The 24,298-nt window shown below is 33.6% G+C and carries 24 protein-coding genes; 7 read left to right on the top strand and 17 right to left on the bottom strand.

The features are described 5' to 3' along the window. Nucleotides 1–28 precede the first annotated feature (28 nt). From ACNFIH_RS02065 to ACNFIH_RS02045, 5 genes are all read left to right on the top strand, one after another. Nucleotides 29–1,720: a RagB/SusD family nutrient uptake outer membrane protein gene (locus tag ACNFIH_RS02065; protein WP_426485266.1), complete on the top strand. Its 1,692-nt coding sequence runs from the start codon at nucleotides 29–31 to the stop codon at nucleotides 1,718–1,720. Nucleotides 1,721–1,739: 19 nt separating this feature from the next. Beyond that, nucleotides 1,740–3,137 carry a DUF4960 domain-containing protein gene (locus ACNFIH_RS02060; protein ID WP_426485265.1) on the top strand — a complete coding sequence of 466 codons (1,398 nt, stop codon included), beginning with the start codon at nucleotides 1,740–1,742 and terminating at the stop codon, nucleotides 3,135–3,137. Nucleotides 3,138–3,158: 21 nt separating this feature from the next. Beyond that, nucleotides 3,159–4,715 (top strand): glycoside hydrolase domain-containing protein, encoded by a 1,557-nt coding sequence (locus tag ACNFIH_RS02055; RefSeq protein WP_426485264.1) that lies wholly within the window; start codon nucleotides 3,159–3,161, stop codon nucleotides 4,713–4,715. A gap of 25 nt (nucleotides 4,716–4,740) precedes the next feature. Further along, entirely contained in the window at nucleotides 4,741–5,646 is a 906-nt protein-coding gene (locus ACNFIH_RS02050; protein ID WP_426485263.1) for a carbohydrate kinase family protein, read from the top strand. A 268-nt stretch (nucleotides 5,647–5,914) separates the two neighbouring features. Next, complete coding sequence (locus tag ACNFIH_RS02045; protein WP_371199613.1) at nucleotides 5,915–6,088, top strand: DUF2867 domain-containing protein; 174 nt, start codon at nucleotides 5,915–5,917, stop codon at nucleotides 6,086–6,088. A 40-nt stretch (nucleotides 6,089–6,128) separates the two neighbouring features. On the opposite strand, the gene ACNFIH_RS02040 is transcribed toward ACNFIH_RS02045, so the two are convergent. Then, complete coding sequence (locus tag ACNFIH_RS02040; RefSeq protein WP_035644083.1) at nucleotides 6,129–6,863, bottom strand: SDR family oxidoreductase; 735 nt, start codon at nucleotides 6,861–6,863, stop codon at nucleotides 6,129–6,131. A gap of 215 nt (nucleotides 6,864–7,078) precedes the next feature. On the opposite strand from ACNFIH_RS02040, the gene ACNFIH_RS02035 reads away from it, so the two are divergent. Next, nucleotides 7,079–7,660 (top strand): Crp/Fnr family transcriptional regulator, encoded by a 582-nt coding sequence (locus ACNFIH_RS02035; protein WP_133524039.1) that lies wholly within the window; start codon nucleotides 7,079–7,081, stop codon nucleotides 7,658–7,660. 580 nt (nucleotides 7,661–8,240) lie between these two features. Here ACNFIH_RS02035 and ACNFIH_RS02030 read toward each other — a convergent pair. The 14 genes from ACNFIH_RS02030 to ACNFIH_RS01965 form a co-directional block, all read right to left on the bottom strand. After that, entirely contained in the window at nucleotides 8,241–8,420 is a 180-nt protein-coding gene (locus ACNFIH_RS02030) for a hypothetical protein (RefSeq protein ID WP_035644081.1), read from the bottom strand. Between the two features lie 918 nt (nucleotides 8,421–9,338). Beyond that, complete coding sequence (locus ACNFIH_RS02025) at nucleotides 9,339–10,148, bottom strand: mechanosensitive ion channel family protein (RefSeq protein ID WP_426485262.1); 810 nt, start codon at nucleotides 10,146–10,148, stop codon at nucleotides 9,339–9,341. A 76-nt stretch (nucleotides 10,149–10,224) separates the two neighbouring features. Beyond that, nucleotides 10,225–10,902, bottom strand: a complete 678-nt coding sequence (locus ACNFIH_RS02020; protein WP_426485261.1) for a YgaP-like transmembrane domain — start codon at nucleotides 10,900–10,902, stop codon at nucleotides 10,225–10,227. A 357-nt stretch (nucleotides 10,903–11,259) separates the two neighbouring features. Next, nucleotides 11,260–12,750 carry a hypothetical protein gene (locus ACNFIH_RS02015; protein WP_426485260.1) on the bottom strand — a complete coding sequence of 497 codons (1,491 nt, stop codon included), beginning with the start codon at nucleotides 12,748–12,750 and terminating at the stop codon, nucleotides 11,260–11,262. Nucleotides 12,751–12,803: 53 nt separating this feature from the next. Then, the gene (locus ACNFIH_RS02010; protein ID WP_426485259.1) at nucleotides 12,804–14,630 is read right to left on the bottom strand and encodes a T9SS type A sorting domain-containing protein; all 1,827 of its coding nucleotides are present in this window, start codon (nucleotides 14,628–14,630) and stop codon (nucleotides 12,804–12,806) included. A gap of 676 nt (nucleotides 14,631–15,306) precedes the next feature. Further along, entirely contained in the window at nucleotides 15,307–15,711 is a 405-nt protein-coding gene (locus ACNFIH_RS02005) for a response regulator (protein WP_426485258.1), read from the bottom strand. Beyond that, nucleotides 15,705–18,008 carry a PAS domain-containing sensor histidine kinase gene (locus ACNFIH_RS02000; RefSeq protein ID WP_426485257.1) on the bottom strand — a complete coding sequence of 768 codons (2,304 nt, stop codon included), beginning with the start codon at nucleotides 18,006–18,008 and terminating at the stop codon, nucleotides 15,705–15,707. The genes ACNFIH_RS02005 and ACNFIH_RS02000 overlap by 7 nt, the downstream gene beginning before the upstream one ends. 34 nt (nucleotides 18,009–18,042) lie before the next feature. Next, the gene (locus ACNFIH_RS01995; RefSeq protein ID WP_426485256.1) at nucleotides 18,043–18,804 is read right to left on the bottom strand and encodes a LytR/AlgR family response regulator transcription factor; all 762 of its coding nucleotides are present in this window, start codon (nucleotides 18,802–18,804) and stop codon (nucleotides 18,043–18,045) included. 514 nt (nucleotides 18,805–19,318) lie between these two features. Further along, nucleotides 19,319–19,774 carry a hypothetical protein gene (locus ACNFIH_RS01990; protein WP_426485255.1) on the bottom strand — a complete coding sequence of 152 codons (456 nt, stop codon included), beginning with the start codon at nucleotides 19,772–19,774 and terminating at the stop codon, nucleotides 19,319–19,321. Between the two features lie 87 nt (nucleotides 19,775–19,861). Continuing rightward, complete coding sequence (locus ACNFIH_RS01985; protein WP_426485254.1) at nucleotides 19,862–20,065, bottom strand: hypothetical protein; 204 nt, start codon at nucleotides 20,063–20,065, stop codon at nucleotides 19,862–19,864. Nucleotides 20,066–20,576: 511 nt separating this feature from the next. After that, nucleotides 20,577–20,930: a hypothetical protein gene (locus ACNFIH_RS01980; RefSeq protein WP_426485253.1), complete on the bottom strand. Its 354-nt coding sequence runs from the start codon at nucleotides 20,928–20,930 to the stop codon at nucleotides 20,577–20,579. 19 nt (nucleotides 20,931–20,949) lie between these two features. Beyond that, a complete protein-coding gene (locus ACNFIH_RS01975; RefSeq protein WP_426485252.1) occupies nucleotides 20,950–21,090 on the bottom strand; it encodes a hypothetical protein in 141 nt (46 codons plus the stop codon). A gap of 106 nt (nucleotides 21,091–21,196) precedes the next feature. Beyond that, entirely contained in the window at nucleotides 21,197–21,916 is a 720-nt protein-coding gene (locus ACNFIH_RS01970) for a YqjF family protein (RefSeq protein ID WP_426485251.1), read from the bottom strand. Nucleotides 21,917–21,938: 22 nt separating this feature from the next. Then, nucleotides 21,939–22,319: an STAS/SEC14 domain-containing protein gene (locus tag ACNFIH_RS01965; RefSeq protein WP_426485250.1), complete on the bottom strand. Its 381-nt coding sequence runs from the start codon at nucleotides 22,317–22,319 to the stop codon at nucleotides 21,939–21,941. A gap of 204 nt (nucleotides 22,320–22,523) precedes the next feature. Between ACNFIH_RS01965 and ACNFIH_RS01960 the strand changes: the two genes are divergently transcribed. Then, complete coding sequence (locus tag ACNFIH_RS01960; RefSeq protein WP_426485249.1) at nucleotides 22,524–23,123, top strand: ferritin-like domain-containing protein; 600 nt, start codon at nucleotides 22,524–22,526, stop codon at nucleotides 23,121–23,123. A gap of 58 nt (nucleotides 23,124–23,181) precedes the next feature. Here the strand turns inward: ACNFIH_RS01960 and ACNFIH_RS01955 are convergent, their stop codons facing one another. Both ACNFIH_RS01955 and ACNFIH_RS01950 read right to left on the bottom strand, forming a co-directional pair. After that, on the bottom strand, nucleotides 23,182–23,664 hold the full coding sequence (locus ACNFIH_RS01955) for a CinA family protein (protein ID WP_426485248.1): 483 nt from the start codon (nucleotides 23,662–23,664) through the stop codon (nucleotides 23,182–23,184). A 16-nt stretch (nucleotides 23,665–23,680) separates the two neighbouring features. After that, on the bottom strand, nucleotides 23,681–24,298 hold the full coding sequence (locus ACNFIH_RS01950) for an SET domain-containing protein (RefSeq protein ID WP_426485247.1): 618 nt from the start codon (nucleotides 24,296–24,298) through the stop codon (nucleotides 23,681–23,683).

The raw sequence follows: 24,298 nt of genomic DNA, 5'->3' as shown, positions 1-24,298 counted from the left end.
TCCAATAAAAGACAAATATTATATTAATATGAAAAAAATACTATATATAGCAGGATTTGCAGTGATGGGTTTCTTTGCTTCCTGTTCCGATTTTTTAGAAAATGATCCGCGTGGTGTGTTGTCAGAAGAAGATATTGTTACACCGCAGTCGGTTGAAGGATTTATGAATGCAGCTTATGCACAGTTAGGAAATGATCATTATGATTCTCCGTACAGTTTGTGGCCTTTTGGTAATGTTCGTTCAGATGATGCTTATAAAGGCGGAAGCGGTACAAATGACATTCAGGATTTTCACTTTTTTGAAGTTTCAAATAACATTCGTCCGGATTTTGGAGAATTGGATAGTTTCTGGTATATCAGTTATGTTGGTGTTTCAAGAGCCAATAAAGCGTTGAAAGCTTTAGAACAAATCTCAGAAGCAGATTATCCGTTGAAGAAAACGAGAATGGCTGAAATGCGTTTCTTGAGAGGGCATTTTTATTTTATGCTGAAAATCATGTTTAGAAATGTACCTTATATCACAGAAGATATTCCGGTAGAAGATTATAAAACGATTTCAAACAAAGCACTTTCAAACGAAGAACTTTGGAATAAAATTGCTGAAGATTTTCAGGCTGCAGCAGATAATTTGCCAGATACACAGCCACAGGTGGGGCGTGCCACTAAAAAAGCGGCTTATGCTTATTTGGCAAAAACAAGATTGTATCAGGCGTACACACAGGATGAAACATTCAAAGTTACAGGTATAAACCAGCAGCATCTACAGGAAGTGATCGCGGCAACAGATAAAGTAGTTGGAAAAGCTTCTTTAGAACCTGATTTTGCAAACAACTTCCTGCCTGGAACTTACGAAAACGGGCCGGAATCTATTTTCTCAATCCAATTTTCTGATAATGACGGAACGCTTTACGGAAGATTGAATTTCTCAGACGTTCTTTCAACGCCACAAGGTTTAGGCTGTTGTGATTTTCATAAGCCAAGTCAGAATTTAGTAAATGCTTTTAAAACTGGAGCAAATGGTTTACCAGAGTTTGATACTTACAACAATGAAGATTTTGATTATAAAAATATAGACGCCAATACTGTTGATCCGAGATTGTATCATACGGTTGCGATGCCAGGTCTGCCTTATAAATATGACCCTGAATTTCTGTATGTTGAAGCTTGGGTAAGATCTCCGGGAACCTATGGCTATTTTGCTTCTTTAAAGGAAAATGTTGCCCCAAATTGCAGTTGTGTTGTAAATATTGATCCTTTTTACGGAAATTCAAAAAACAGAATTCAGATTCGTTATGCTGATGTGATTTTAATGCGTGCCGAAGCCTTGATTGAATTAGGAAGACAATCTGAAGCTTTGCCGTTAATTAATCAAATCAGAGAAAGGGCAGCGCAAAGCACAGGAAGACTGCCTTACGTGAAAAACTTCAAAATCAATACCTATGTAGATGGCGTAAATTGCAATTGGACCCAGGATTTTGCCCGTAAAGCTTTACGCTGGGAACGTCGTTTAGAATTGGCTATGGAAGGAAGCCGATTTTTTGACCTTGTTCGCTGGGGAATTACAGATCAGGTTATGAATGACTTTTATGCAAAAGAAAAAACAAAACGTACCTATTATCAGGATGCTTTTTTTGATGCGCATAAAGAAGAATATTGCCCAATTCCGTTGAAACAAATTAATTTCAGTCAGGGATTGTACAAACAAAATCCAGGTTATTAATCCTTAAAGAATCAGCAATATGAAAAAAGCTTTAAATAAATATTGGACCAAAGTATCTATAATACTGGCAATGATTTTTATAATTACTGCCTGCGAAAATAATTTTGAAACTGGCGGATTTGACGTGAGTTCGCCTTCAGATGTACTTTCCTTCAAACTAAACGGAGTTTCAGGAAGCATTGATCAGACAACAGGAAAAATTACTGTTGTAATGCCTTACGGATCAGATATAACAGCTATAAAGCCGGAAGTTGTTTTTGAAGAAGGAGCAACGTCCAATCCAGAATTAAATTCAGCAATGAATTTTACAAATCCGGTTAAATTCAGAGTAATTAATGGAAATTTATATAAAGATTATACAGTAACCACAACTGTTTTAAGTCCGATTAAGAGTTTTAAGATAAATGGTGTTGCAGCTACTGTAAACGATATTAATAAAACGATTAATATGACTTTGACTGAAGATACTGATTTAAGAGCGCTTAAACCCGTAATCGAAGTTACAACGGGTGTTACAATTTCACCTGCTTCGGGCGCAACAATTGATTTTACAAATGCAGTCACTTTTGTAATAACATCGAATGGCAAAAGCGTTAACTATACAGCAAATGTAGGAGTTCCGGTTACAGGATTAACAGTTGCATTTTTAGGAACTGCGGCTACAAGATCGGGAATTACAAACATGGATGAAGTTACGGCTTCAAACTGGCTGTTTGATAATTTTCCGGGGGCTAAATATATTTCGTTTGAAAGTGTACAAAGCGGTGCTGATTTAAGCGATATCGATGTGATTTGGTGGCACTTTGATTCGGCTACAAATTTACCTTCTGTAGCTTATAATCCTGCGGTTACAAATGCATTGAAAAATTTCAGAACAAATGGAGGAAACCTGCTTTTGACTTCTTTTGCTTCGCAATATGTTGATGCTTTAGGAATTGTTCCTTCAGGAAAAGGACCAAATAATGTTTTTGGTGATTTTCCTCCAAATGGATTTGTAGACGGTAATTCATGGGGAATGTCATTTGTTGGTCATGAAGGCCACCCAATATTTCAAGGCCTAACCACTTTTGAATCCGGAAAAGCCAATTTATTGCAAAGCGGAACTTTCAGATTAAATCATACAGCATGGTGGTTTTTACCAGAATGGGGTGGATACAATAATGGAGAAGGTTGGAGAAACCAAACAGGAGGAACCAATCTGGCAAGTGAAGCCTGGGATAATGAATTGAACGGAAGAGTTACAATTGCAGAATTCCCAAATACAAGTACGAATAAAAATGTAATTGTAATTTCTATGGGAGCTTACGATTGGTACAATGAAACCAACAGCAGTGGAGTGCCAAGTCAGGCAAATGAGTTTATTACAAACATTAAATTGCTGACACAAAATAGTATCAATTATTTAGCGGCAAAATAAATCACTTTGAATTTAATAAAAATGAAATATAGAAATATAATCACAATCGCCTTTGTCTTCTTTTCACTGGCTTCGTGCAGTCAGGATGAAAATTATATAGGAGGTTCGATTTCAGGAGGCAATTCTGAAATAACAAGTGTTTTTCCTGTTCCGCCCGCGCAATGGATGGGTGCAAACGACCCATATTACAGTGCTGGTTATACCGGAGATATTATGCCTTTTTTCGATAACGGAAAATTTCACATTTACTTTCTGCATGATGCGCAGAATAAACCTGCGGGAAAAGGATTTCATGATATTCATGAATATCAGAGCACAGATTTGGCCCATTTTACTTATGAAGGTCAAACAATTCCTTATGGCACAACGCTTGAACCGGATTTTGCCATTGGCACCGGGTCAGTTGTCAAAGTGGGCAATCTTTATTATTTTTATTATACAGGGCACAATGAAAATCCGGCTTTTGCACAGTCGAATGCAAGAGAAAGTGTGTTATGTGCAACCAGCAGCGATTTGAAAAAATGGACAAAAGTTCCATCTTTTAAAATTACAGCTCCGGCGGGATATTACAACTATGATTTCAGAGATCCGCATGTGTTTTATAATGATGAATTGAAAAAATATTCAATGTTAGTGAGTACACAAACAGAACCTGGAAGAAAAGCCGTTTTGTTACATTTTACAAGCGCTGATCCTGCATCAGGAAAATGGAATGTTGAAGCTCCGTTATATACTACAACTACCGAGGATAATTATCTAATGATGGAATGTGCGGATATTTTCAAAATGGGAAGTAATTGGTATTTAATTTTTTCTGAGAATTGGAGCAACAACAAAGGAACGCATTATCGATTGGCGCCATCTATCAACGGTCCGTGGACAAAACCGGAAAATGACAGGATTGATGGAGAATATTTTTATGCAGGAAAAACAGCTTCTGACGGAAATAAAAGATATGTTTTTGGATGGAATGCCAGAAAAACGCCTGATAATGATTTAGGAAATAAAGATTGGGCAGGAAATATGGTCATTCATGAATTGGTTCAGAATTCTGACGGAACTTTGGGAACTCAATCTCCCAAATCGGTGAAAGATTTATTTTCGAAAAAAAATACTACTGCAGAAGTAGATGCAATTTCAGCGAATGCAACTGCTAACAATGGAACTTATTCTTTATCTGGAGAAGCAGAAAAAGCATCGGTTATTTTTAAAAGCATTGGAAAGAAAGTCAAAATAAAAGCAGAAGTTACTTTAACCAAAGCTTCAGGAACAAGTGGATTTGTTTTTCATACCAATGATACTGGAAGTTATTATAAAGTTGTTTTTGATATTGCTAATAGTAAAATAAGCGGTTATAATTCGGCTTTGCAGGAAGTAACACGCTTGCCATTTGCATTCAAGACTAATATAAAATATGATGTAGAAATAATTGCCGAAGGAAGTGTTGTGGTAGTGTATATCGATGGGAAAACAGCTCTGACAAACCGTATTTACGGAAGAGATAAAAACAAATGGGGATTAATTGCTGAAGGACAAACGAGCACAATCTCAAATCTTCAGATAACCCAACCTGAATAGAAATTAATAATAAAATAATTTTAGAATGAATAACGGAAAAAACCTTAAGGTGGTGGCATACGGAGAAGTGCTTTGGGATGTTTTTGCTAATGAGAAAAAGATTGGAGGAGCACCATTGAATGTAGCACTTCGTATGAAATCGCTTGGTTGTGAAGTGACTATGATAAGCTGTGTTGGAAATGATGAAGACGGAAAAGAGATAAAAAGTCAGGTAAAAAAAATGGGGCTTGAAACCGATACGATTGTAGTTTCAGAAGATTTTCCGACTGGTTTGGTCAACGTAACCTTAAATGAGCGCGGATCGGCAAGTTATGAAATCAGTTACCCGTCTGCATGGGATAAAATTGAATTGAATGATTTGGCGAGGAATTCAGTTGCTAATGCGGATGTTTTAATTTATGGCAGTTTAGTTTGCCGAGATGACGTTTCAAGACAGGCATTAGAGGAAATGCTGCAAAAAAAAGTCTATAAGGTTTTTGATGTGAATTTAAGAAAACCGCACTATTCGTATGAAATGCTGGAACGCCTCATGCAATCAGCTGATTTTATAAAGTTTAATGATGAGGAATTATTAGAAATTACTGCTGCTATGTCCTCGCCGTTTACAAGTCTGAAAGACAATATGAATTTTATAGCTGAAAAAAGCGAAGTAAAGGGAATGTGTGTAACGAGGGGAAAACACGGAGCTTTGCTGATGTGGGAAGGCCAACTTTATGAAAATGAGGGATATCCTGTTGAAGTTGCTGACACCGTAGGTGCCGGAGATTCATTTCTGGCGGCTTTGATAGCTTCATTATTAAGTGGAAAAGCCCCTCAGTATTCAATTGATTTTGCTTGTGCAGTTGGTGCATTAGTGGCTGAATCTCCTGGAGCTAATCCTGAAATTTCGTTTTCCAGAATTGAAAAAATGATGTTAAAAATTAAAATTTAACTTTTATGAAATTTAAATGGAATATGAGTTATGTGTTTTTAAAATTCGAATTTTATTAAATACTGTAAGTTTTTCGAATTTTGTTTAAGTTTTTAATTACTTAATTTAAGTATTTGTTTTTTGAAGTAAAGCCTGATATCTTTTAGATATTAGGCTTTTATCGTAATATTATAAAATTTGGAAGCAAATACATGCAGGATATGCACTGGATTTCGGGAAAGTAATATAAGCCAATAAGAAGGAAGGTAAACTGATTTTGTATGCATAAATAAAACTTTCGGGCGAAGCGTGGCTGCAATTTAAAATAATCAACAATACCTTATATCAGGATGCTACTTTTAAACCACTGGGACTTATAGGTAAAATATACTGGTATTCTGTCTTGCCGTTTAACGGTTTGAAATTAGAATTTATGGGAAGCTTCATTTTATGCTATTATTAACAAAAGCCGGTAATTACCGGCTTTTAATTCGCTTTTTGTTTCATATTAACAATGTCCCGCCATCGATAACCAGGCTTTGTCCTGTTCCGTGCTGTTGTTTCATCAGATATAAAAATCCTTCGGCAACATCTTCAGTTTCTCCCACTCTTCTCAGGAGGAGAGTATCTGCATAATACCTATACATATCCTCGCGATCGGCTTCGGACATTGCATCCCACAAATTACTTTTTAAAACACCCGGCACTACACAATTAACCCGAATAGGTGCTAATTCAACAGCCATAGCCCTTACAAAAGCCTCCATGGCTCCGCATATGGCCGAAGCCACTGACCATCCTGCTCCCGGACGTGCATTGGCGGTTCCACTAGTCAGGGAAATAGAACCACCCTGATTTATAAAAGGCGTAGCATATTTTACCGCCGCAACCGAACTCCAGAAACGCAGGTCAAAAAAAGATTTTGTCGTATCAATATCAGTTTCACTAATAAGTTTTAATTGAAGATTCTCACCAGCTGTATAAACCAAATGGTCAAAATTTCCAATTTTCGTAAAGAAGCTTTCAATATTATCCTCCTTGCTTAAATCTATAGCAAAGCCTTCTGAATTTTTAGGTAGCTGACTTAGAGCATCATTGATGCGATCCTGGTTACTAGATACTATAATAACTTTTGCTCCCTCTTGCGAAGCAGCGATAGCAGTAGCTAATCCAATGCCGGAACTGGCACCCAATAAAATGATTTTCTTACCTGAAAGGGTTTTTAAATTTGTATTCATAAAATTAAATTTAGATAAATGGAGATTAGTAATAATTAAAAAGAGCAATTGGCATTATCGATATTTCTTTAATTCCCGTTATTTAATTATGATTGCAAATCTCCTGAAAATAAAACTTACGACACTTAACAAATGGTAAAAACGAATCGGGTTTTTTGTCAGGTATTATTCAAAATTAAGTTATAATTTTGATTGCCTAACTAATTTGGATTAACATGCCAGTCATAACTAATAGCCTCATTTCTTTTTTGCAGCAGTATCATGTATTTGAAGAAAATGAAAAAGAATTAATTTCAGAATATTTAATAGAAAGCAGCCATAAGGAAGGAGATTATCTTTTTCATTCTGGGCATGTACCAGATGAATTATTCTTTATCAGTTCGGGTATCCTCAGAATTTTAGTCCATAATGAAAAAGGTAATAATGTGACCCACTTCTTTTTAAAAGAAAATCAATTTTGCACGATTTTAAACAATTTCAAGAATGGGACAATTGCTACAGAAAGCATCCAGGCAGCTTGTGATACCCGGGTTTTTAGAATTTCAAAAAAACAACTGGAAGTACTTTATTTAAAGATTCCTGCTATTGAATCAATTATAGCACAAACTATTCAACAAACTCTTTTAGACAAGATTCTGATCCGGAATAGTTATCTGGGACATGATTCGACAACTAAATATAGAAAATTTAAGGAGCAGCAGCCTGATATTGCATCTCGTGTATCGCTAAGTGACATTGCTTCATATCTTGAAATAACACCACAATCTCTGAGCAGAATTCGAAGGAATATTAAGTAAAATAGTCACCTCATAAAAGAGAAATAAACCATTTTTTTGCATCATTAGAACAACAAATCTATAAATACTCAATAAGAATAGTAGTCTACCTATTTTTTTTGAATAATTTAATTGTTTTTAATTTTGAAGAGGGACGCTCTGTTATTCGAATATAGGTAGAGAAGAGTTTGATTTTAAGGAATTAAGTGTCATGTGAAGAGTTATGCGCCACGATTCTGCCATAAAACTCAAAGTATCGCTTCTGCCTTTGGTAATGATCTATTAATTTGTATCTTAATTGTATCTCAAAGTATTTTATTTTGTTCATAACCGAAAAGTTAATTTCTGGGAGTGAAATTAACTTTTGGTCGAATTGGCTGTTTTTTAATTTGTAATATTCGAGTATGTAAAGCAAGAACGTAGTGAATTAGAACGAAGATATATAGGATTTTTTTTAGTAATGATTCAATCTAAAGCTTATAAATTGCTTTTATTCAGTGTTTTGAACTAATGCACCGATTCTGCACCAAATTCAAATTAATACTCTGTTTATATTTTATCTTCTATTAGTCTTTTTTTGGATATCAAGTCAATTTTGGGATTACGTATCTTCATCTTTTTCGTTTAGAAATTTTCTTACTTGAACATATGCGATTTTTTGTAGAAATTCTAAAATCTCTTCTGCTTCTTCCAGAGTAACATTCTTTCCTTCATCACTAAGCATTTTTTGAGCTTTATTAGCTGTAATTTTTCCTCTATATTTTTCTTCTTCAATTTCCATAAACTTAAATTAATGTTAAGATGAAGGTAATGATTTTTTATAATATCAATGTTTACAGAGTTTTAAAGATGGTTTGTATACTGTAGAGTTAACTTAACTGGATTTACAAACCGTTTGTTTTTATAAGTTAAAGTGGGTTAAATTATGTGAACAAGGCATAAAAAGAAACGCTAAAACTAATGTTTTAACGTTTCTTTAAGAGTGACGGCTACTGAACAATTTACAAACCATTTTATGAATGATTTAAAGAAATTAGCTTATTTTCAAGTTGATTTGTAAGATAATTATTTTAACTTTTTACTTAGAAGCGGTTTGTATGTATCGTAGGGGTTAAATCTTAAAATCATTGAACTTTATCAAATTTATTATTTTAAAAAAAAGCCAAAAATCAAATTTAAATAAGAAGATGAAGTATTATTAAAAATAAGTTTTGCTTTAAGTAAAGTTAATTTTTTACATCGAGAAATTCAAGATCAAAATTTATTGATCATATAATTAATTTTAAAGGGTCAATGATTTCTTGTTAAGATTTTTTAAATTACTTTTTCCAAATTCTAATGCTGAAATATATTTCATGCTTTTAAATTAAATTTTACTTTCGACACTATAAGTTAAAATAAAGAAATATTTATTTCTTGCCGGATACAGAAATTACCAGCCCACTGTTATTACACTTAAAAGAGTTCGAGGTAAAAGAAACGTACGAATCTGAACAAAATAAAGCGAAACAAAAACAAACATTTTTTTAATTGAAGATTCAAGAAGATGATTATTCAATTTATACAGTATATTTTCTAAGAATACATTAATCTATTCTATGACTCGAATTCTTTATCACCTACCAAATTTTAAACAACTTCTAAAGTGATTGGTAGAAATTATGAGATTGTTTTTTGTCGTTAAAAATAAATCGAAGCATTATTTAATGATGAAACCATTGTTATTTAGTATTTCTGCAACTTTGATAACGATTTCAGAACGATGTTTGCCATCTGTCACTTTTATGTCTGTTTTTACCCAGTACCTAACAATAATCTGAATAGTGCCCCCTGTAATACCGGAAACCACAGCAGAATTAGAATAACCTTTGTCAACAATTTCATTATCGGCTTTCATGACTTCAGTGATCAAGGATAGTGCTTTTTTATAATCTGATCCATATTCTAAACCAATGGTAAAATCCTGTAGAAGATAGCCTTCACTATTAAAATTAATCAAGGTATTTTTTATTAATAAGGCATTTGGAATATAAATATTCTTGCTGTCACTTTTTATCTGGGTATCTCGAAGATTAAGAGCCACCACTTTTCCTTTTACTCCGTTGCTTTCAATAATATCACCTACTGAAAATGGTCTTTTAAAAGCCAGTAAAATACCTGCCAGAAAATTTTCTCCAATATCTTTTAAGGCAAAACCAATAATGAATGCTGAAATTCCTGCGCCAGCTAGAACACTTTGTGCAACACCTGTAAGCCCGATAACACGAAACATAAATAGAAATCCAACTATAATTAGTACAGCTTTTATTAAGTTCGCAATAAAAGTGGCCAACAAAGGATCATGCATTTTTCGCTTCAGCTTTTTATCAGCAAACACTCGGACTCTTGATGCTATAAACCAGGATATCAAAACTACCAAAACTGCAAGGAGCAATTTAGGAGTAATATCCACAAGACTCTGATAATATCCTTGAATATGGTTTATGATGTCGTTTATGAATTCTTCCATTGTACTTTATATTAATTTGAAAAATAAAATGTCTGCAGCATTTGGTTGCAGACATTTTAATATTTTATGCAGTAAATCATGAGTGATTTGATTCAAGATAATTTTTAAGTCCTGTTACATCATTTTTTACTAATTTTTCAAAATACGGATTTAAAAGTTTTGCAGCGCTTTCGCCGGCAATTCCAAGAGGAGCATGATAAGAAATTGTGATATCAAGTTCTGTAGCATTTCCATGGGATTTAAAAACTACTTTTCCGGCATTCCTTATTGCTGAATCTTCGAGAGAGATCCAGCTTAAAAGTCTATCTTTTCTGTCTTTGACTATTTTTGCTTTCCAAGAAATTGACCCAATTCCGGCCGGTCCTTTTGCTGTCCATTCTGAAGTGGTTGCGTCAATAGTTTTAATAGAATCAAGATGACTCATAAACTTGGGCAGATTTTCCAGATTTCGCCAAAAATCAAATACTTCACCCACAGGTTTATTAATTACAGTATTAAATCTGATATTAATATTTGAGGATTTATCGTTCATTAAATGTCCGGCTGCATCATATATTGGGCAATAGCCTGAAATCCCTCTTAATAGCATTGCTCCGCCGGCACCTGCTTTGGTAATACTTTTGTTTTTATTGGATAATGCATTATACACTAAATAAGCTCCGCTTGTTACCATTAATATTCTTTCCAATGTTGATACATTAGTTTTTAATAGTGGTTTTGAACCACTTTTGGCTGATGATGTTATAGTTCTCATACTTCTTTTATATTTTTGATTATTTAATCGTTGTGTTTTACAAGTGATTAAAATTAAGTTGTTAAAGTAGTTTTAGCTTACAGCATTTTTTGTTTTGATTACACAATTCGGTTCTTTTAAGTTCAAGGAATAAAAAAACCGTCTGAATTCAGACGGTTTTTTACCAATTTTAAAAATTTTTATTGATATCGCTTAGTGTATAATCATTATCGGATATTACCTTTAGCTACTACTTTGATATTTTTTTATCTCATATTTGCCACCAATGTCCCATATTTGATATAGGCTTAAATATATTATCTGGAGTGTAATTAAAAAAACAGAATCAAAAAATTTTCCGTTTTGGTTATAATGGTTTTATTTAATTATTATTGTCATATTCGAAACAAGCACATCTGCTCCATCATTCCCACTATATCTTTGCAAATAAAAATCGATGTAATCATTTGCATTTAGTTCAATTGATGCATTAATTGGAAGTGTTATAATATCATTTGCAGCATTTCCTCTACCATAAAATTTAAATTGCGGTACAGGTAGACCATTTTTGTATAAATGAACAATATAGGTTCCTGCTGATGGAACTTGAAAGTTGACCGCTCCGGATACCTGAAAGATTCTTTTCTTTTTGCCAACATATTTTAATCGGTTGTACGTTCCATCCGCTGAAAAGCGAAATAAATTGCTGGAAACAGTTGGTATTGTTGCTGAATATATCCTTAAACTATTACTTGGAGTAGCAGCGCTTAAGTTAAGTGGTATAGCACCTCCGGTTTCAGCATCCATAGAAAAATCTCCTGTTGCATTTGTATCAGCTTCATTAGGAATTCCAGCAGCCCTTACTGTCCAGGCATTACTAAAATTATATCCATTATATGTTGAAACGGGTGCGTAAGGTTTTACATAATTTGCCGGTGTTGCTCCAGTGTAAACAACAGATTCTATAACAGCATCACCAGTAATGTTCAGACCAGCTGTAGACACATCCAAACCATATGCTCCAGGACCAACGAACGAGAAGCCTCCTTGTTTTTCAATTAATGTAAATGTTCCTGTAAATTTTTCGTACGTACCACTATTATTGACAAACCATGCCTGATTGCTCAATAGTAACTGACCAATATTAGTATATGTTATTCCATTTAAATTTCCTGAAAAATTAACGACGCTCATGAAAACTAATCCATAACCTGCAATCGTTCCAATACTTGCTGCATTTGCAATTATAGTGTCTCTAAGTAAGAAAGTAGAGGTTGATGAGGCAGCATTTAAATTAAATACAGTTGCATTGGGTGTCAAAATAGTAACACCTTTGATACTGCCACCTGTACTTCCGTCAAAAAGAGTTCCAGATGTTTTAGTTATGATGTCTTCATTGGCATCAAGACCCTGTATATATGCGTTATTTAAATCAATAGGAAAATTAAAAACTACTGTACCGTTAATTTCATACAGTGTATTGGTGTTCAATACGTATTTAGCTCCGCCACCAGCGGCTAATTCAGTTGCAAGGACAGTGGCTAAATTATCAGTCGATTTTATGCGTTTAAAATTAAGCCTTGATACCCCCGTGTTAATTGCAATCCATGCTGCTGCGCTATAATAGTAAAATGCTTTCAAATCGGTGTCATAAACCAGTAATGCTTCGGCAGGACTTGCGATTGCATTTCGCTGAGCAGTAGTCATACGGGGAGCAAGCATACCTTGAGTTACAGAAGTAATATCTAAAACAGAGCTTGCGTTTGGTGTAACAGTTCCGATACCGATTTGAGCATTTGTTATAAATGTTATAAAGAAGAAAAATAGTATTGCAATTCTATTTTTTTGTAGAGTAGATTTTATTATCATAATTGCAGTTATTGAATATTTAAAATTTATTTAAGAAATGGATAAAGAAGGCTTTAATTACTAGAGTTGGAAATAATGACTTTCTGTGTTATTTTTGCATTATTTGCTGTTACGAATGTTGCGATGTATATTCCAGAACTCAACCCTGAAGTTGAAAAGCTAAAATTTTGTTCGGCGCCTAAATTATTTTTTGTAATCACAACTCTACTAAGTATATCGTAAAGTGCAAATGAATTCATAATCTCATTATTTGGATTTGTAGCATTTAAAACGTGGTTTCTATTGTCCTGACTAATAAAAAACATACTTTTAACGCTATCATTTGTTCCTAGTTTTCCATTCGTAAAACATATTTTAAATCTTTCTGTATATTTTCCGGGTTCAACTAGAGCTTCGTATGGGGATTTTCTAATATCATGGTAAGACATATCAAGTGCATCATAGATATAAATTGGTTGTTCTTTGTCAAAATCTACAGTTTCAGAGATATAAAATTTAAATTTTGTACTTACTGCTGCTTTTACAGAAAGCGGAATTTTTTTAGATAAGTTGAAATTTAGTCCCTGAATTACATAGTCTCCATTGTCAATCCAGAAAGAAATGTCCTGCGGAAGATCTCCATCCATATTTTTTGCATCAATACCCCAGTCGACGCCATCTGTAGCTTCTGAAACAAAAACTAGTGCAAGCTGTCTTGTAAACTCATTGTTTATAATAGTATTTAGCTTAAAATAAGGCATTAAAGGGGGCGGTGGAGGTGGTCCATCATAATTGTCTCCATTATCAACATTATTTGTTTTGCCAGTTAGTTTTTTAGCTGGCTTTTCGAATTGAGACAAATTGTTGTCTTCCGCATAAAAGATACGATGTGAATTTTTAAATGTAACAACTCCGTTAGTAGAACCGTTTATCAAAAAACCTTGACCGACTGGAACATATTTTCTTGCTACAACCGGACTTGTACCAGTTGGAGGATTGCTGTTTGGGGTTCCGTCGCTGTTATAAGATCTAAATGTAGCGGCGGTATATATGCCAGCAGAACCTAAACTGATAGGTGAGTATGCCGCATATCCTCCTCTGTAAGCTGAGAGATAATGGGAATTCACATTTTTATCCTGTTGCCAAAAATAGGCGATTCCGGTAGCTGCAGTGTTTGCTGGATCTAAAAGGAATGCATTTAAATGCAGTGCGGAAGGGTATGGGTTTCCTGTTAGTGTTGCAGCATTATTTGAGCCCACTGTAACAGTAATATTTCCATCGTTTGGTTTTCCTCTAAAGTCATATCTCTGGGCACCTGTGCCCGGGTTATTTACGATTCCGGTTTCTTCTGGGTCTGTACTGTCAGAACCTTTAGTTCCCTTCATCGTAAATCCTTCGCCCGGTGCAATTGCAGTGGAACTTCCCACCTGTATCCACTGCGAGTAATTGTCTGCATTTGTAAGTTTATAAATCCAATGTGAAGCTATTGTTAAAGGATTGGCTAACCCGTCGTAACTTCCAATAGGTAAAATTGTAGGATTAGATGAAGCCGTTGATGTTGTAGGCTGATGCAATAATGTAATTCCGAAACTGTTATTGCCTGTAGATGTTGAGGGACTGCCAACCGGAGAACACCAATAATTATAATCAAAGTTATCAGACGTTCCTTCCTGATAAATTGATAAAGTCCCGGTTCCTGTATTTGTAGAGGTCCCGGTTGTTCCTTGAATCAACTGGGAATTGTTTCTTAAATAAAGATTGGAGTTCGAAGCCAGATTTATATTCTGACCTACATATAGTATTTGGCTTTTGACATAAAAGGGTGTATTTGCACCAACATGTATTTGAGAAAAACCTTCAAGAGAAAATAAGACAGTTAGCAATAGTAAAGTTTTTTTCATATTTCTTTTGATTTAATAATAATAAGTGCAGGATGTTTTAATTTTAAAGCCTATCTCTTTTTAAAAAGGATATAGCTACCAAATACGACGCCTACTATAAATAGTAAAAAAAGCATTGAATCAATAGGAGCCGCAACTGGTTCATCGGGTAAACCAGGAGGAGGAGGATTTGTAGATCGGGCCAATATTGGAATAAGAAAAATTAAATGGAAAACTACTTTTTTCATTATTAGGGTAAGCAAATAGTTAATCGAAAGGGATTTTTTAGATTGTACAAACCATTGTTTTTTCAACAGCTTGTACACAAATTAACAGGAATGCCTTTTAAATGAAAAGGACGAAGTAATAACTGACAGCTATATAGTATAACCGTGCATTACATGAAATTAATAATGATAAAATTATGAACGGATAGAAAACAATACTATAACTTACGTTGATTATAACGAAATTTAAAAAGGGTATGTAGTCTCACTATCGGAAGGTAAAATAGCGATCTGAAGCCTCAAAATTCTGATACTAAATTTCTTGATAAAATTTGTAAGAGCTCAGGTGGTGCGGAGTATTATTAAAAATAAATTCAGTATTTTTTAAATCATAAAAAGATTTCCAACTTAATGGTTGGGATAAAATACCGATTCGATTTTGTTTTTATTGAAAATATATTTGTTGATTATTAAACAATCCGGTCAAGAAATTCTTTGGTAATCGGTTTAACATGAAAAGAAACGACATTCTTATTTCCGCTTGATCGTGCTATATCATTATTATCGATTGTTGATGATATAATATATGTTTTGCAATAATTTTTTAAAGTAGTTGACAATGTATCATAAACTTCAAGAAATTCAAATCCAGACATTAAAGGCATATAGATGTCCACAAAAATTATTTGTGGTAATTTTGAAATATTGTCCTGATTCTCCTGCAGATATTTCATGGCTTCTTGTGCCTCCGTATAATGCAGCACATTTTTTGCAAAATTATTCTTAGTAATCATACGCGAGATAATATATAAATCTACTAGGTTATCATCAATAATCATAACTGTTTCAAATTTTGGGTCTAGTTCTTTTAACATGGTTTCAAATTTTTTAGAGTGATATTAAAATTGGTTCCAGCCCCTTTTTCTGACTGTACTTCTATAGAGCCCTGCAATATTTCAACGGCATCTTTTACAATGTATAAGCCAATACCTGAGCCATCTTTACCCGAAAGGCGGAAAAACATTTCAAATATTTTTTGATGATACTCCGGATCAATTCCGATCCCGTTATCTGCTATTGAAAAGTGGAGATTTTCATCATCTGAATAACCAAATATTTTTACAAACCTATCAGTTTTGTCTTTCTTATGATATTTTATGGAATTGGAAATTAGATTTTTTAGAATTGTTGTAATTCTCAGCCTGTCTGTGTAAAAAGGTTTTTCTTCCTTTATATCAATTTCATAACGAATTCCTTTTGCTTCCTTCATTCTTTGAAGCGAATCGACTACGTCAAAAATCAATTCATTTAATGAAATCTGTTCTATTTCAAGCCCTGTTCGGTTGTTTCGTGAATAGCTTAATATATTTTTTATGAAGTCGTCCAAATGGTTGATACTGATCCGAATTAGTTCGGCATGTTTAAGAGTATCAGTTTCTTTGCTTTCTGTCTCAATAAAAGAGATAAGACCAAGAATTGAAGTTAGGGGAGAACGTAGATCGTGTGATACACTGTATACAAATCGATCCAGTTCCGAATTGGTTTTGATGAGCTCCCTGTTTCTTTTTTCTAGATTTGTTTCTGCTTTTATACGATCAGATATGTCATTAGAAAGAATCAATCTTGCAGCAGTTCCTTCGTACATAATATCATGTGCGATGATTTCAACAGGAACAATAGTTCCATCTTTCTTTATGTGATTCCATATTCCCCTATTATAATTTGATTTATTAATCTGGGAGGTATCACTTGATTTTATGAAATGAATTTTATCATCATTTGGGCGTATGTCCAAAGCAGTCTTAGAAAGGAATTCTTCACGGCTATATCCGTATTGCAGGATGGCCATTTTATTTACATCCAGAAATTTAAAAGATTTTAAATCTATAATCCACATTGGCATTGGATTGTTATCAAAAAGATACCTGTATTTTTTTTCATTTTTTCTCAACTCTTTTTGTGCCAATTTCATTTCTGTAATATCAGAAAGCACAATAACAGCTCCTGTTATCTCTCCGTCGGTATTGTAGAACGGAACGGGGTATGGCACTACATTTCGCTTATCTCCATTCGGGCGTTCTATAATTATTTCCTTATTTAGGATTGGATCGCCTTGTTTTAGTGCTGTAGCCAACGAACATAAATTTAGAGCTGAAGTTTGCTCTTTTTTATTACTGTTGATACGCCATGAATTATGCCATAAATCCTTTCCTAGTTCAGCTTCTCTTCCCCATAAAGCAGCTGCTGCCTTATTATAAAGTACTATTCGACCTTCGGCATCGCAGGAGTAGGTGGCAACCGGCAATTTATGGATTAGATCTTTATACATTTTTTCGCTTTCTTCAATTTTTTTTCGCGAAAGAACTTGTTCAGTTACATCATTGCCAAAGACAAATATTCCGTCGATATTGCCGTTAGCGTCCCTACGGGCATGAAAAATAAAATTTAAATAAACCTCTTCTAGCTTTCCGTTACTATAACGATCAAATTTTATGGGCATTTCATTAGCTGAAAAGCTTTCACCTGTTTTATATACATGATCTAAAATTTCAAAAATTCCCTGCACTTCAAGTTCAGGCAAGACTTCTTTTACTGTTTTTCCAATAATATCCCTCTTGCCAATTAATTGCAAATAAAGTTCATTTGCCAATTCATAAACATGACCTGGACCGCTTAAAATCCCCATATAGGAAGGTGCCTGTGAATATATATTAAAGAATCTCAGTCTCTCAATTTCAAATGCTATTTCTTTATTTTTTTTCTCAGTAACATCTCTGCCTATGCAATAACATAATTTTTTAATGTCATCCCATACAGCAGACCATTGCAAATAAATAATATTGCCGTTTTTATGTATGAATTTTTTTTCAAATATGGGTACATGCGTGGCGCTTCTAAAATCAAAATTTTCAGTTTTCAGATTATCAGCATCCTCATGAACTATTAAATTAGTGTATTTTCTACCAATTAACTCTTCGGGGTTATAACCTAAAATACGTTCTGAAGCTTTATTTATCCAGATAAAATTCCCCTCTTCATCACATGAACAAATGAGATCCATTGAAAAATCCAATATCTTTCCAAGTTCATGCAACGATTCTTCAAAATAATAAACAGTACTATCATTTTTTCCTTTTGCCGGGTTACTTTCTGAAATATTAGGTTTATTCATTTTGTTAGTAATTGAGGTTAACTAATACTGTTTTTTAATCTTTCAGTTTTATAAATTTATTAAAATCATCTTGACGCCTTTTGGCAACTGGCAAAATTATTCCATTAGAAAGTTCGCAGAAATAGCCGTCCTTTTTCGAAATTTTAACAATATGACGAAGGTTGATGATATAAGAATGATGTATTCTAAAAAAATAGTTGCTATCAAGAATGGAACTGTATTCACCCAAATTTCTGCTTGACATTATGCTGGTTCCGTTAGACAGAATAAAAACAGTATATTTCCCATCTGCCTTGCAAAAAATAATTTCTGACATCGGTATAAGTTCTATTTTTTCTAAAGAGGCAATGGCAACATAGTCGTTTTTTTGACTAACAGTGTTTGAAAGTTTTATATCATTAATTTTTTGATGTTGATAGGAGCGCTCCATTTCCCTTCGTTTAATTACTTTATAAATAGCCATTATTATGGCATTGAAATCAATGGGTTTTAGTAAAAAATCAACGGCGTCGTGTTTAAAGGCTTTAACAGCATAGTCCTTATTTGATGATATAAATACAAGTTTGGGAATGCTAAATTCTAATTGTTCGAGTATTTCAAAAAAGAAATTATCTTTGAAAACTATATCCAAGAGGACAAGATCTGGTTTTTTTGATTTTATTAAAATCATCCCTTCTAATAGACTATCGGCGTTGCCAATTATTTCCATAATCATCGAATTTTCCTCCTCAAATTTTTTTAAGATTTGAAAAGTCTCTTTTTCTTCTGATATGATTATGGCATTAATAGGAGTCATATTGTGTTACTTTTGTTTATCAACTCAAAAATTTAGTTCTGATGCTCAGGTATGAACCTGTTGATTATTAATTGTTTAATTATGTAGGAAAATGTTATATTTTAAAACATAATTTACAGAAACATTTAGTAATACTTTTACAATTTGGCCGTTGAATCATTAAAAAGTAATAAATGAACCTATAAAAGTATAAGTGTTCAAAATTGTCCCTATTTGATATTGCTGGAGATTTTATAGTAAATTTCAGTTCAACAAAAGTCACTGAAAAACAATTATTTTAGAATGTTACTCGTATGCTTAAAAATGATTAAGAATTTCTATAAAATAGAATTTAATATGTGAAGGTTTAAAAAGCCTTTTTACATTATAGGGACACATAAAAATACGGCTTGTAATAAAGTATAATTTATTTGATCATTAATTGATTAAAATCCTCCAGAAGAGAATATTTGTAATTTTTACTTTCGTCTAACTTTTCTGTTTTAAATCTCTTAATAGACAAAGATATGCTTATTTAACCATTAAAGGAGTATATAATAGAGAAGAGGACTGATGCTACAGCAGCAAAGATGACATGGGCAAAAAACAATTGAATGTAATAGCCTCGAAAATCAATTTGTGGTTGATGGTGTGTTATCCTAAAAATAATAATCCAGCTGAGGACACCAATTAAACCGCTGATAACACCCAAGGACAAAGTTCCAATTATTGAGATGGGCACGATATTTTTTGTCCATAGAATGTAATATCCTATAACAAAAAAGAGTCCTATTAAATAGTGCAGCATCCAGCCTAGAGATTTTTGAAAATGCGCTGCCGGCCTTATTTTCATTTTTTCAGTAGCATATGCCAGAAGAACAGGTTCTTTATATAATTCCTTGAAACTTTTTGACATAGTATAACTAAACCATGTCATAACTGTTGTTGCCCCTATTGATATTATTAGAAGTTGTATGAGAGTATAAATCATGATGACAAATTTTATTTATCTAAATAAAGACCCTTAGGGAATGGTATATTATATAAACTAGATTATATAATTAACATATAAAAGTATTTATACATCTGCATTAAAGGATTTGTAGTCACTTTGAAGTTCAGGATTATTGTATTTTGAATCATTTTCAGGTTCCTCATCCCAATCACCCCAGTCACCTTGATATACTTTTCGGAATATTAATTCGTTATTATATCCCGTGTAAATTATCGCATGAGATTTTTCACAATAACTTTTACCTTGTTGTATTTTTAAATTTTTCATTGTTTGCTTTTTTAGAGTTAGAAATTGCAACTTGAAATTCAATAAAATCAATTAAATTTTGTTGAATCCAATGTATATGTCTTTTGTAAAGAAGCTGCTTTTTAGCGGATTTGTCATCTTCATCATCACATCTTATTAAAAAACTATAATTTGCGGTTGAAACTAAAACCAACATGAAAACTGCAATTGGGAGTCTTATAACTTTGATTTATTTTTTTGATTAGCATATTTTCCAAAATTAAGTTACACACAATATTATGCTTACACAATCAGTCTTATCTTTTATATTATTCCCATTAAGTTTGTTGAAGCTGATAATAGAATCATGCAATTTGTTTGTACAAATTTTGGCGAGTTGCAGTTAAAAAATGACTTACTAAATTTTAATACGTTTCTTTATAACAATTGTGGAATATTGGAAATCAGAAAAAAAGAATAAAGTTTTAACTAAAGTGAAAAAAGAAAAGCTGTAATAATAAAAGCCGTCTAAAACTAGACGGCTTTTACATTTTTAAAGATTTCGATCAGGATTTGTTCCTTCGTCGTCATCTAGATTCCCTAGATCTTCGTCATCCAACTCGTCGTTGTCAATTTCATTGTCGTCAAAATCATCGTCCAATTCATCATTGTCAAGTTCATCGGTAGCAAATTCATCAATATCTGATTTTTCGTTGCCAAGATCTTCATTATCAAATTCTGATGTGCCAAATTCCTGGTTTTCTAAATCATTTCCATAATCAGGTTCAGCATTATTAGATATTGAATGATCAGCGGGCGGTGCATCGATATCTGGATCTTCATATCGGTCTCTATTTTGAAAATTCTGATCTTCCAGATTGTAATTTTCTTTTTCTTCTAAATTCATAGTACAATTTTTTTAAAGGTTATTTTTTATTCGAACCTGATTCTTTTTTTGTATCCGAAGCAGATTTTGAACTGCTTTTTGAAGCCGTTTCTTTTTTATCAGTTTGTTTGTCTGATCCCTTAGCACTCTCAGTGCTTTTTTTGTTGTTTGAAGTTGCCATAATATATTTTTTTAAATTCGTTAATAAGCCAAATGTACAGGGACTCTAAATCATTATTTTACATTAAAGACCGATTGTAATTGTATAATTTACAGGTTTTAAAGCGTTATACTTTTTCTTTACCCCATAAAAGAACATCGATTTTTTCTGAATACTGGATTTTGTCCGGAAATGTATTTACGCTATATTTTCCAGCATTATAATTAATGTCATTTATAGTAACATCGAGTTCCTTAAGGACCCACTCTTTATGGTGGATATCAGATCGGCAGATCTCCTCGTCGCAATTTTCATATAAGGAATGTCTTTCAGTAAGCCAAAAATCCAACGGGGTTTTCTCTGCCAAAGGCTTAATTTTTCCAATATTTACATCAAGATGCTGCTTTAAAGTTTTATTTTGGGAGCGCAGCCTATTGGGAGATCTTTTTATTTTGGACTTTTGATAAGGAAGTCCAATAAACATTCTGGTAAATAAAACCTCTATCAGTTTATTTGTCTCGATCGAAAACATATAGATTCCGGGTTTTCCATCCTTGATCACATAGGTTCTGAGATTAATTTCAGGAAAATGAGAAATAAAAGGAAAAGGCGGCAGGTTTCTCAGCCTCATATTTTTTACTTCAAATATCACAAGGGAAACCCATGCCATATTGTGAAAAGTATCCAATTCAATTCCCTTCGGAATGTAATCTTGCAAGAAATAAGCGGGCAATTCCCAATGAAAGAATAATGTCTTATGCCATTCTTGATAATATTTCCATTTTTTTTCTGGAAGCGGATATTCTCTGTTTCGGGTATTTAATAGTATTTCTTCAATTTTGTACATATTCCTATATTTAAAAGAATTATTATTTTGGGGCAGATTTTTCTCCTGTGTGTACCCAGTGCAAAGCATCATAAAACTGGTCTTTTTTAAAACCTCGGAATTCACCAGGAACAAAATAGCTGAAACCATTAGTAAAAGTTATAGCTTTTTGATTATCGGTTACTATCGCGGCACGGTTCCATTTCCCCAGTTGCTTTAAACCTAATAAGGCATCTTCCATCCAGGCCGATGCGGTAAAATTCTTTAGTTCCGTATCAATTAAAAATAAAAAATTGATTTCGTTTATACTTTCAGCCAATTTGGTTACTGCTGGAACAAGTATTGTTCGATAATCTTCTGCTGTGACTTCTCCAAGAGCCCTAAAGGCAGCTACATTTGATGGAGCTTCTACAATTTGTATCATAGTATTTGATTTAAATGTTTGCTTTAAATCTAATCACTTAGCTGATTGTGTTTTTATAAAATAAATAATACATTTTATAGAATATCTACCTTGTTTACAGTGTTTTAGCGTTCTGCTAATTTTATAAAACCAGATCGAAATTCTGTAAACATACCATTAGTTTGAGCTTTACATTTGGCTTAGTTAATTATTAAAAAAACAATTATGAAAACGACAGAAACAAAAAAGACGGACACTAAAAAAGCTCCCGCAAAAACAACTCAGTCAAAAGGAGGAAGAGCAGTTAAAGCAAAATCTAATGCTGCAGAAGGATTGAGAGAATTATTTATTGACAGTTTAAAAGATATTTACTGGGCAGAAAAAGCTTTGACAAAAGCGCTTCCAAAAATGGCTAAAAATGCGACATCTGAAAACTTGATTACAGCAATCAATGCACACTTAACTGTGACTGAAGGACAAGTGCAGCGATTGGAGCAGGTTTTTGAACTTTTAGGAGAAAAAGCAGCTGCAAAAAAATGCGACGCAATGGAAGGTCTTATCAAAGAAGGCGAAAGCATTATGGAAGAAACCCAGGAAGGACCTGTGAGAGATGCTGGAATTATAAGCGCATCGCAAAAAATCGAGCATTACGAAATCGCATCATACGGTACCTTAGCTGCTTTTGCTTTGACTTTGCAGGAAGACGAAGCCGCAGCTTTATTGCAACAGACTTTGGAAGAAGAAAAAGAAGCAGATACCATTTTAACAGAAGTGGCTTATAATACCATTAATTTTGATGCTTCAGAAGAAGATCAGGAGGAATAAGATTATAAATCTTTCCAAAAAAAACTGTAATCTATTTTGATTACAGTTTTTTTTTTGATCATAAACTCTGGAGATTGATTAATATAAGTTCAGAGACTTTGTCAACAGCTTGAAGTACAATTTCTTCCGGAGAACCTTTAAATATTTCCCGATGTTTAATCTGATCTGAAGGAGTTATGATATGAAAGAAAATAGTTCCTACTGGTTTTTCTTTCGTTTCACTGCCACCAGGCGCCGCTAATCCGGTAACAGCGACCGTAATTTTTGAATTGAACATTTTGGATGCCTGCTGGGCTAATATTTGGGTTACTTCGGCAGATTCCGGAGTATATTTCTCAATCGCAGCGTGGGGCACATGCAGAATTTGTTCTTTGACAAAAACTTCATAACAAACAATGCCGCCTCGTAAAATTTTCCCCGAATGTGGCGTCATAGCGAATTCTGCGGCCATTCTGCCGGCCGTAACACTTTCGGCAAAGGCAATATTCATTTTTTTTACTTTGATAGCGTTACTGCACTTGATTGTATTTTCTGATGGCATTGCTTTAATTTTAAGTTTATAGTATGGGTATTTTTCCGTTTAAAGCTGAGGTATGATGATAATGGCATTCTAAAATAGATTTCATCTGTTCGGGATGATGGACAGCGTGCACAAATTCATTCCAGATTTCTTTTGGAATCAGTTCGATTAAAGCCTGATCTGCCTCAAATACTTTAGGTGCATTTTCTTTTATTAGTGCATCCCATTGTTCATGAAACCGCAAGATATCGTCAGGATATACGGTTTTGCGGTGTGTACCTTCGTCGATTGCTTCAAAGGGCTTTTCTACATTCAAATAACCGTAATCGTCGGTTAGCTCTTCGCCGGGATGAATATCGCGAATCGCAATTTCAAAATCATAAGCAGTACTGAAACAGCTTGGATTAAAGCTATGATTGACGAATTTTCCGTTGTCCCAGCATAAAATATATTCCCCTTTTTTATTGGTAAAAGAGTAGGTGTCAAGATATTTTTTAATAAAAGGAGGCAGTTTTTCGGCCTCCTCTCTGGTATAAGCTTGATCCAGATCATCCTGAACCCATGTAATTGTGCCACGCGGAATAAACTTAGTGGCTACAACACCATATCCTTTTTCATGGCTTATAAACCGAACTTCTGTATCTGGATGTATCAT

The organism is Flavobacterium sp. 2, assembly GCF_049949195.1.
In the GTDB taxonomy this organism is placed as follows: Bacteria; Bacteroidota; Bacteroidia; order Flavobacteriales; family Flavobacteriaceae; genus Flavobacterium.
Note: the sequence above shows the minus strand (reverse complement) of the source record. Positions and strands in the feature narration are given on the sequence as shown.

Bases quoted from the DNA above. Each gene is read 5' to 3' on its own strand.
- ACNFIH_RS02065 (WP_426485266.1), top strand. From the start codon at position 29: ATGAAAAAAATACTATATATAGCAGGATTTGCAGTGATGGGTTTCTTT.
- ACNFIH_RS01995 (WP_426485256.1), bottom strand. From the start codon at position 18,804: ATGACTCCTATTAATGCCATAATCATATCAGAAGAAAAAGAGACTTTT.
- ACNFIH_RS02015 (WP_426485260.1), bottom strand. From the start codon at position 12,750: ATGATAATAAAATCTACTCTACAAAAAAATAGAATTGCAATACTATTT.
- ACNFIH_RS02055 (WP_426485264.1), top strand. From the start codon at position 3,159: ATGAAATATAGAAATATAATCACAATCGCCTTTGTCTTCTTTTCACTG.
- ACNFIH_RS02060 (WP_426485265.1), top strand. From the start codon at position 1,740: ATGAAAAAAGCTTTAAATAAATATTGGACCAAAGTATCTATAATACTG.
- ACNFIH_RS01975 (WP_426485252.1), bottom strand. From the start codon at position 21,090: ATGGCAACTTCAAACAACAAAAAAAGCACTGAGAGTGCTAAGGGATCA.
- ACNFIH_RS02030 (WP_035644081.1), bottom strand. From the start codon at position 8,420: ATGGAAATTGAAGAAGAAAAATATAGAGGAAAAATTACAGCTAATAAA.
- ACNFIH_RS01955 (WP_426485248.1), bottom strand. From the start codon at position 23,664: ATGCCATCAGAAAATACAATCAAGTGCAGTAACGCTATCAAAGTAAAA.
- ACNFIH_RS01985 (WP_426485254.1), bottom strand. From the start codon at position 20,065: ATGAAAAATTTAAAAATACAACAAGGTAAAAGTTATTGTGAAAAATCT.
- ACNFIH_RS02040 (WP_035644083.1), bottom strand. From the start codon at position 6,863: ATGAATACAAATTTAAAAACCCTTTCAGGTAAGAAAATCATTTTATTG.
- ACNFIH_RS02010 (WP_426485259.1), bottom strand. From the start codon at position 14,630: ATGAAAAAAACTTTACTATTGCTAACTGTCTTATTTTCTCTTGAAGGT.
- ACNFIH_RS02005 (WP_426485258.1), bottom strand. From the start codon at position 15,711: ATGTTAAAAGAACTAGACCCAAAATTTGAAACAGTTATGATTATTGAT.
- ACNFIH_RS01980 (WP_426485253.1), bottom strand. From the start codon at position 20,930: ATGAATTTAGAAGAAAAAGAAAATTACAATCTGGAAGATCAGAATTTT.
- ACNFIH_RS01960 (WP_426485249.1), top strand. From the start codon at position 22,524: ATGAAAACGACAGAAACAAAAAAGACGGACACTAAAAAAGCTCCCGCA.
- ACNFIH_RS02025 (WP_426485262.1), bottom strand. From the start codon at position 10,148: ATGGAAGAATTCATAAACGACATCATAAACCATATTCAAGGATATTAT.
- ACNFIH_RS02035 (WP_133524039.1), top strand. From the start codon at position 7,079: ATGCCAGTCATAACTAATAGCCTCATTTCTTTTTTGCAGCAGTATCAT.
- ACNFIH_RS02050 (WP_426485263.1), top strand. From the start codon at position 4,741: ATGAATAACGGAAAAAACCTTAAGGTGGTGGCATACGGAGAAGTGCTT.
- ACNFIH_RS02000 (WP_426485257.1), bottom strand. From the start codon at position 18,008: ATGAATAAACCTAATATTTCAGAAAGTAACCCGGCAAAAGGAAAAAAT.
- ACNFIH_RS02020 (WP_426485261.1), bottom strand. From the start codon at position 10,902: ATGAGAACTATAACATCATCAGCCAAAAGTGGTTCAAAACCACTATTA.
- ACNFIH_RS01990 (WP_426485255.1), bottom strand. From the start codon at position 19,774: ATGATTTATACTCTCATACAACTTCTAATAATATCAATAGGGGCAACA.
- ACNFIH_RS01965 (WP_426485250.1), bottom strand. From the start codon at position 22,319: ATGATACAAATTGTAGAAGCTCCATCAAATGTAGCTGCCTTTAGGGCT.
- ACNFIH_RS01950 (WP_426485247.1), bottom strand. From the start codon at position 24,298: ATGATACATCCAGATACAGAAGTTCGGTTTATAAGCCATGAAAAAGGA.
- ACNFIH_RS01970 (WP_426485251.1), bottom strand. From the start codon at position 21,916: ATGTACAAAATTGAAGAAATACTATTAAATACCCGAAACAGAGAATAT.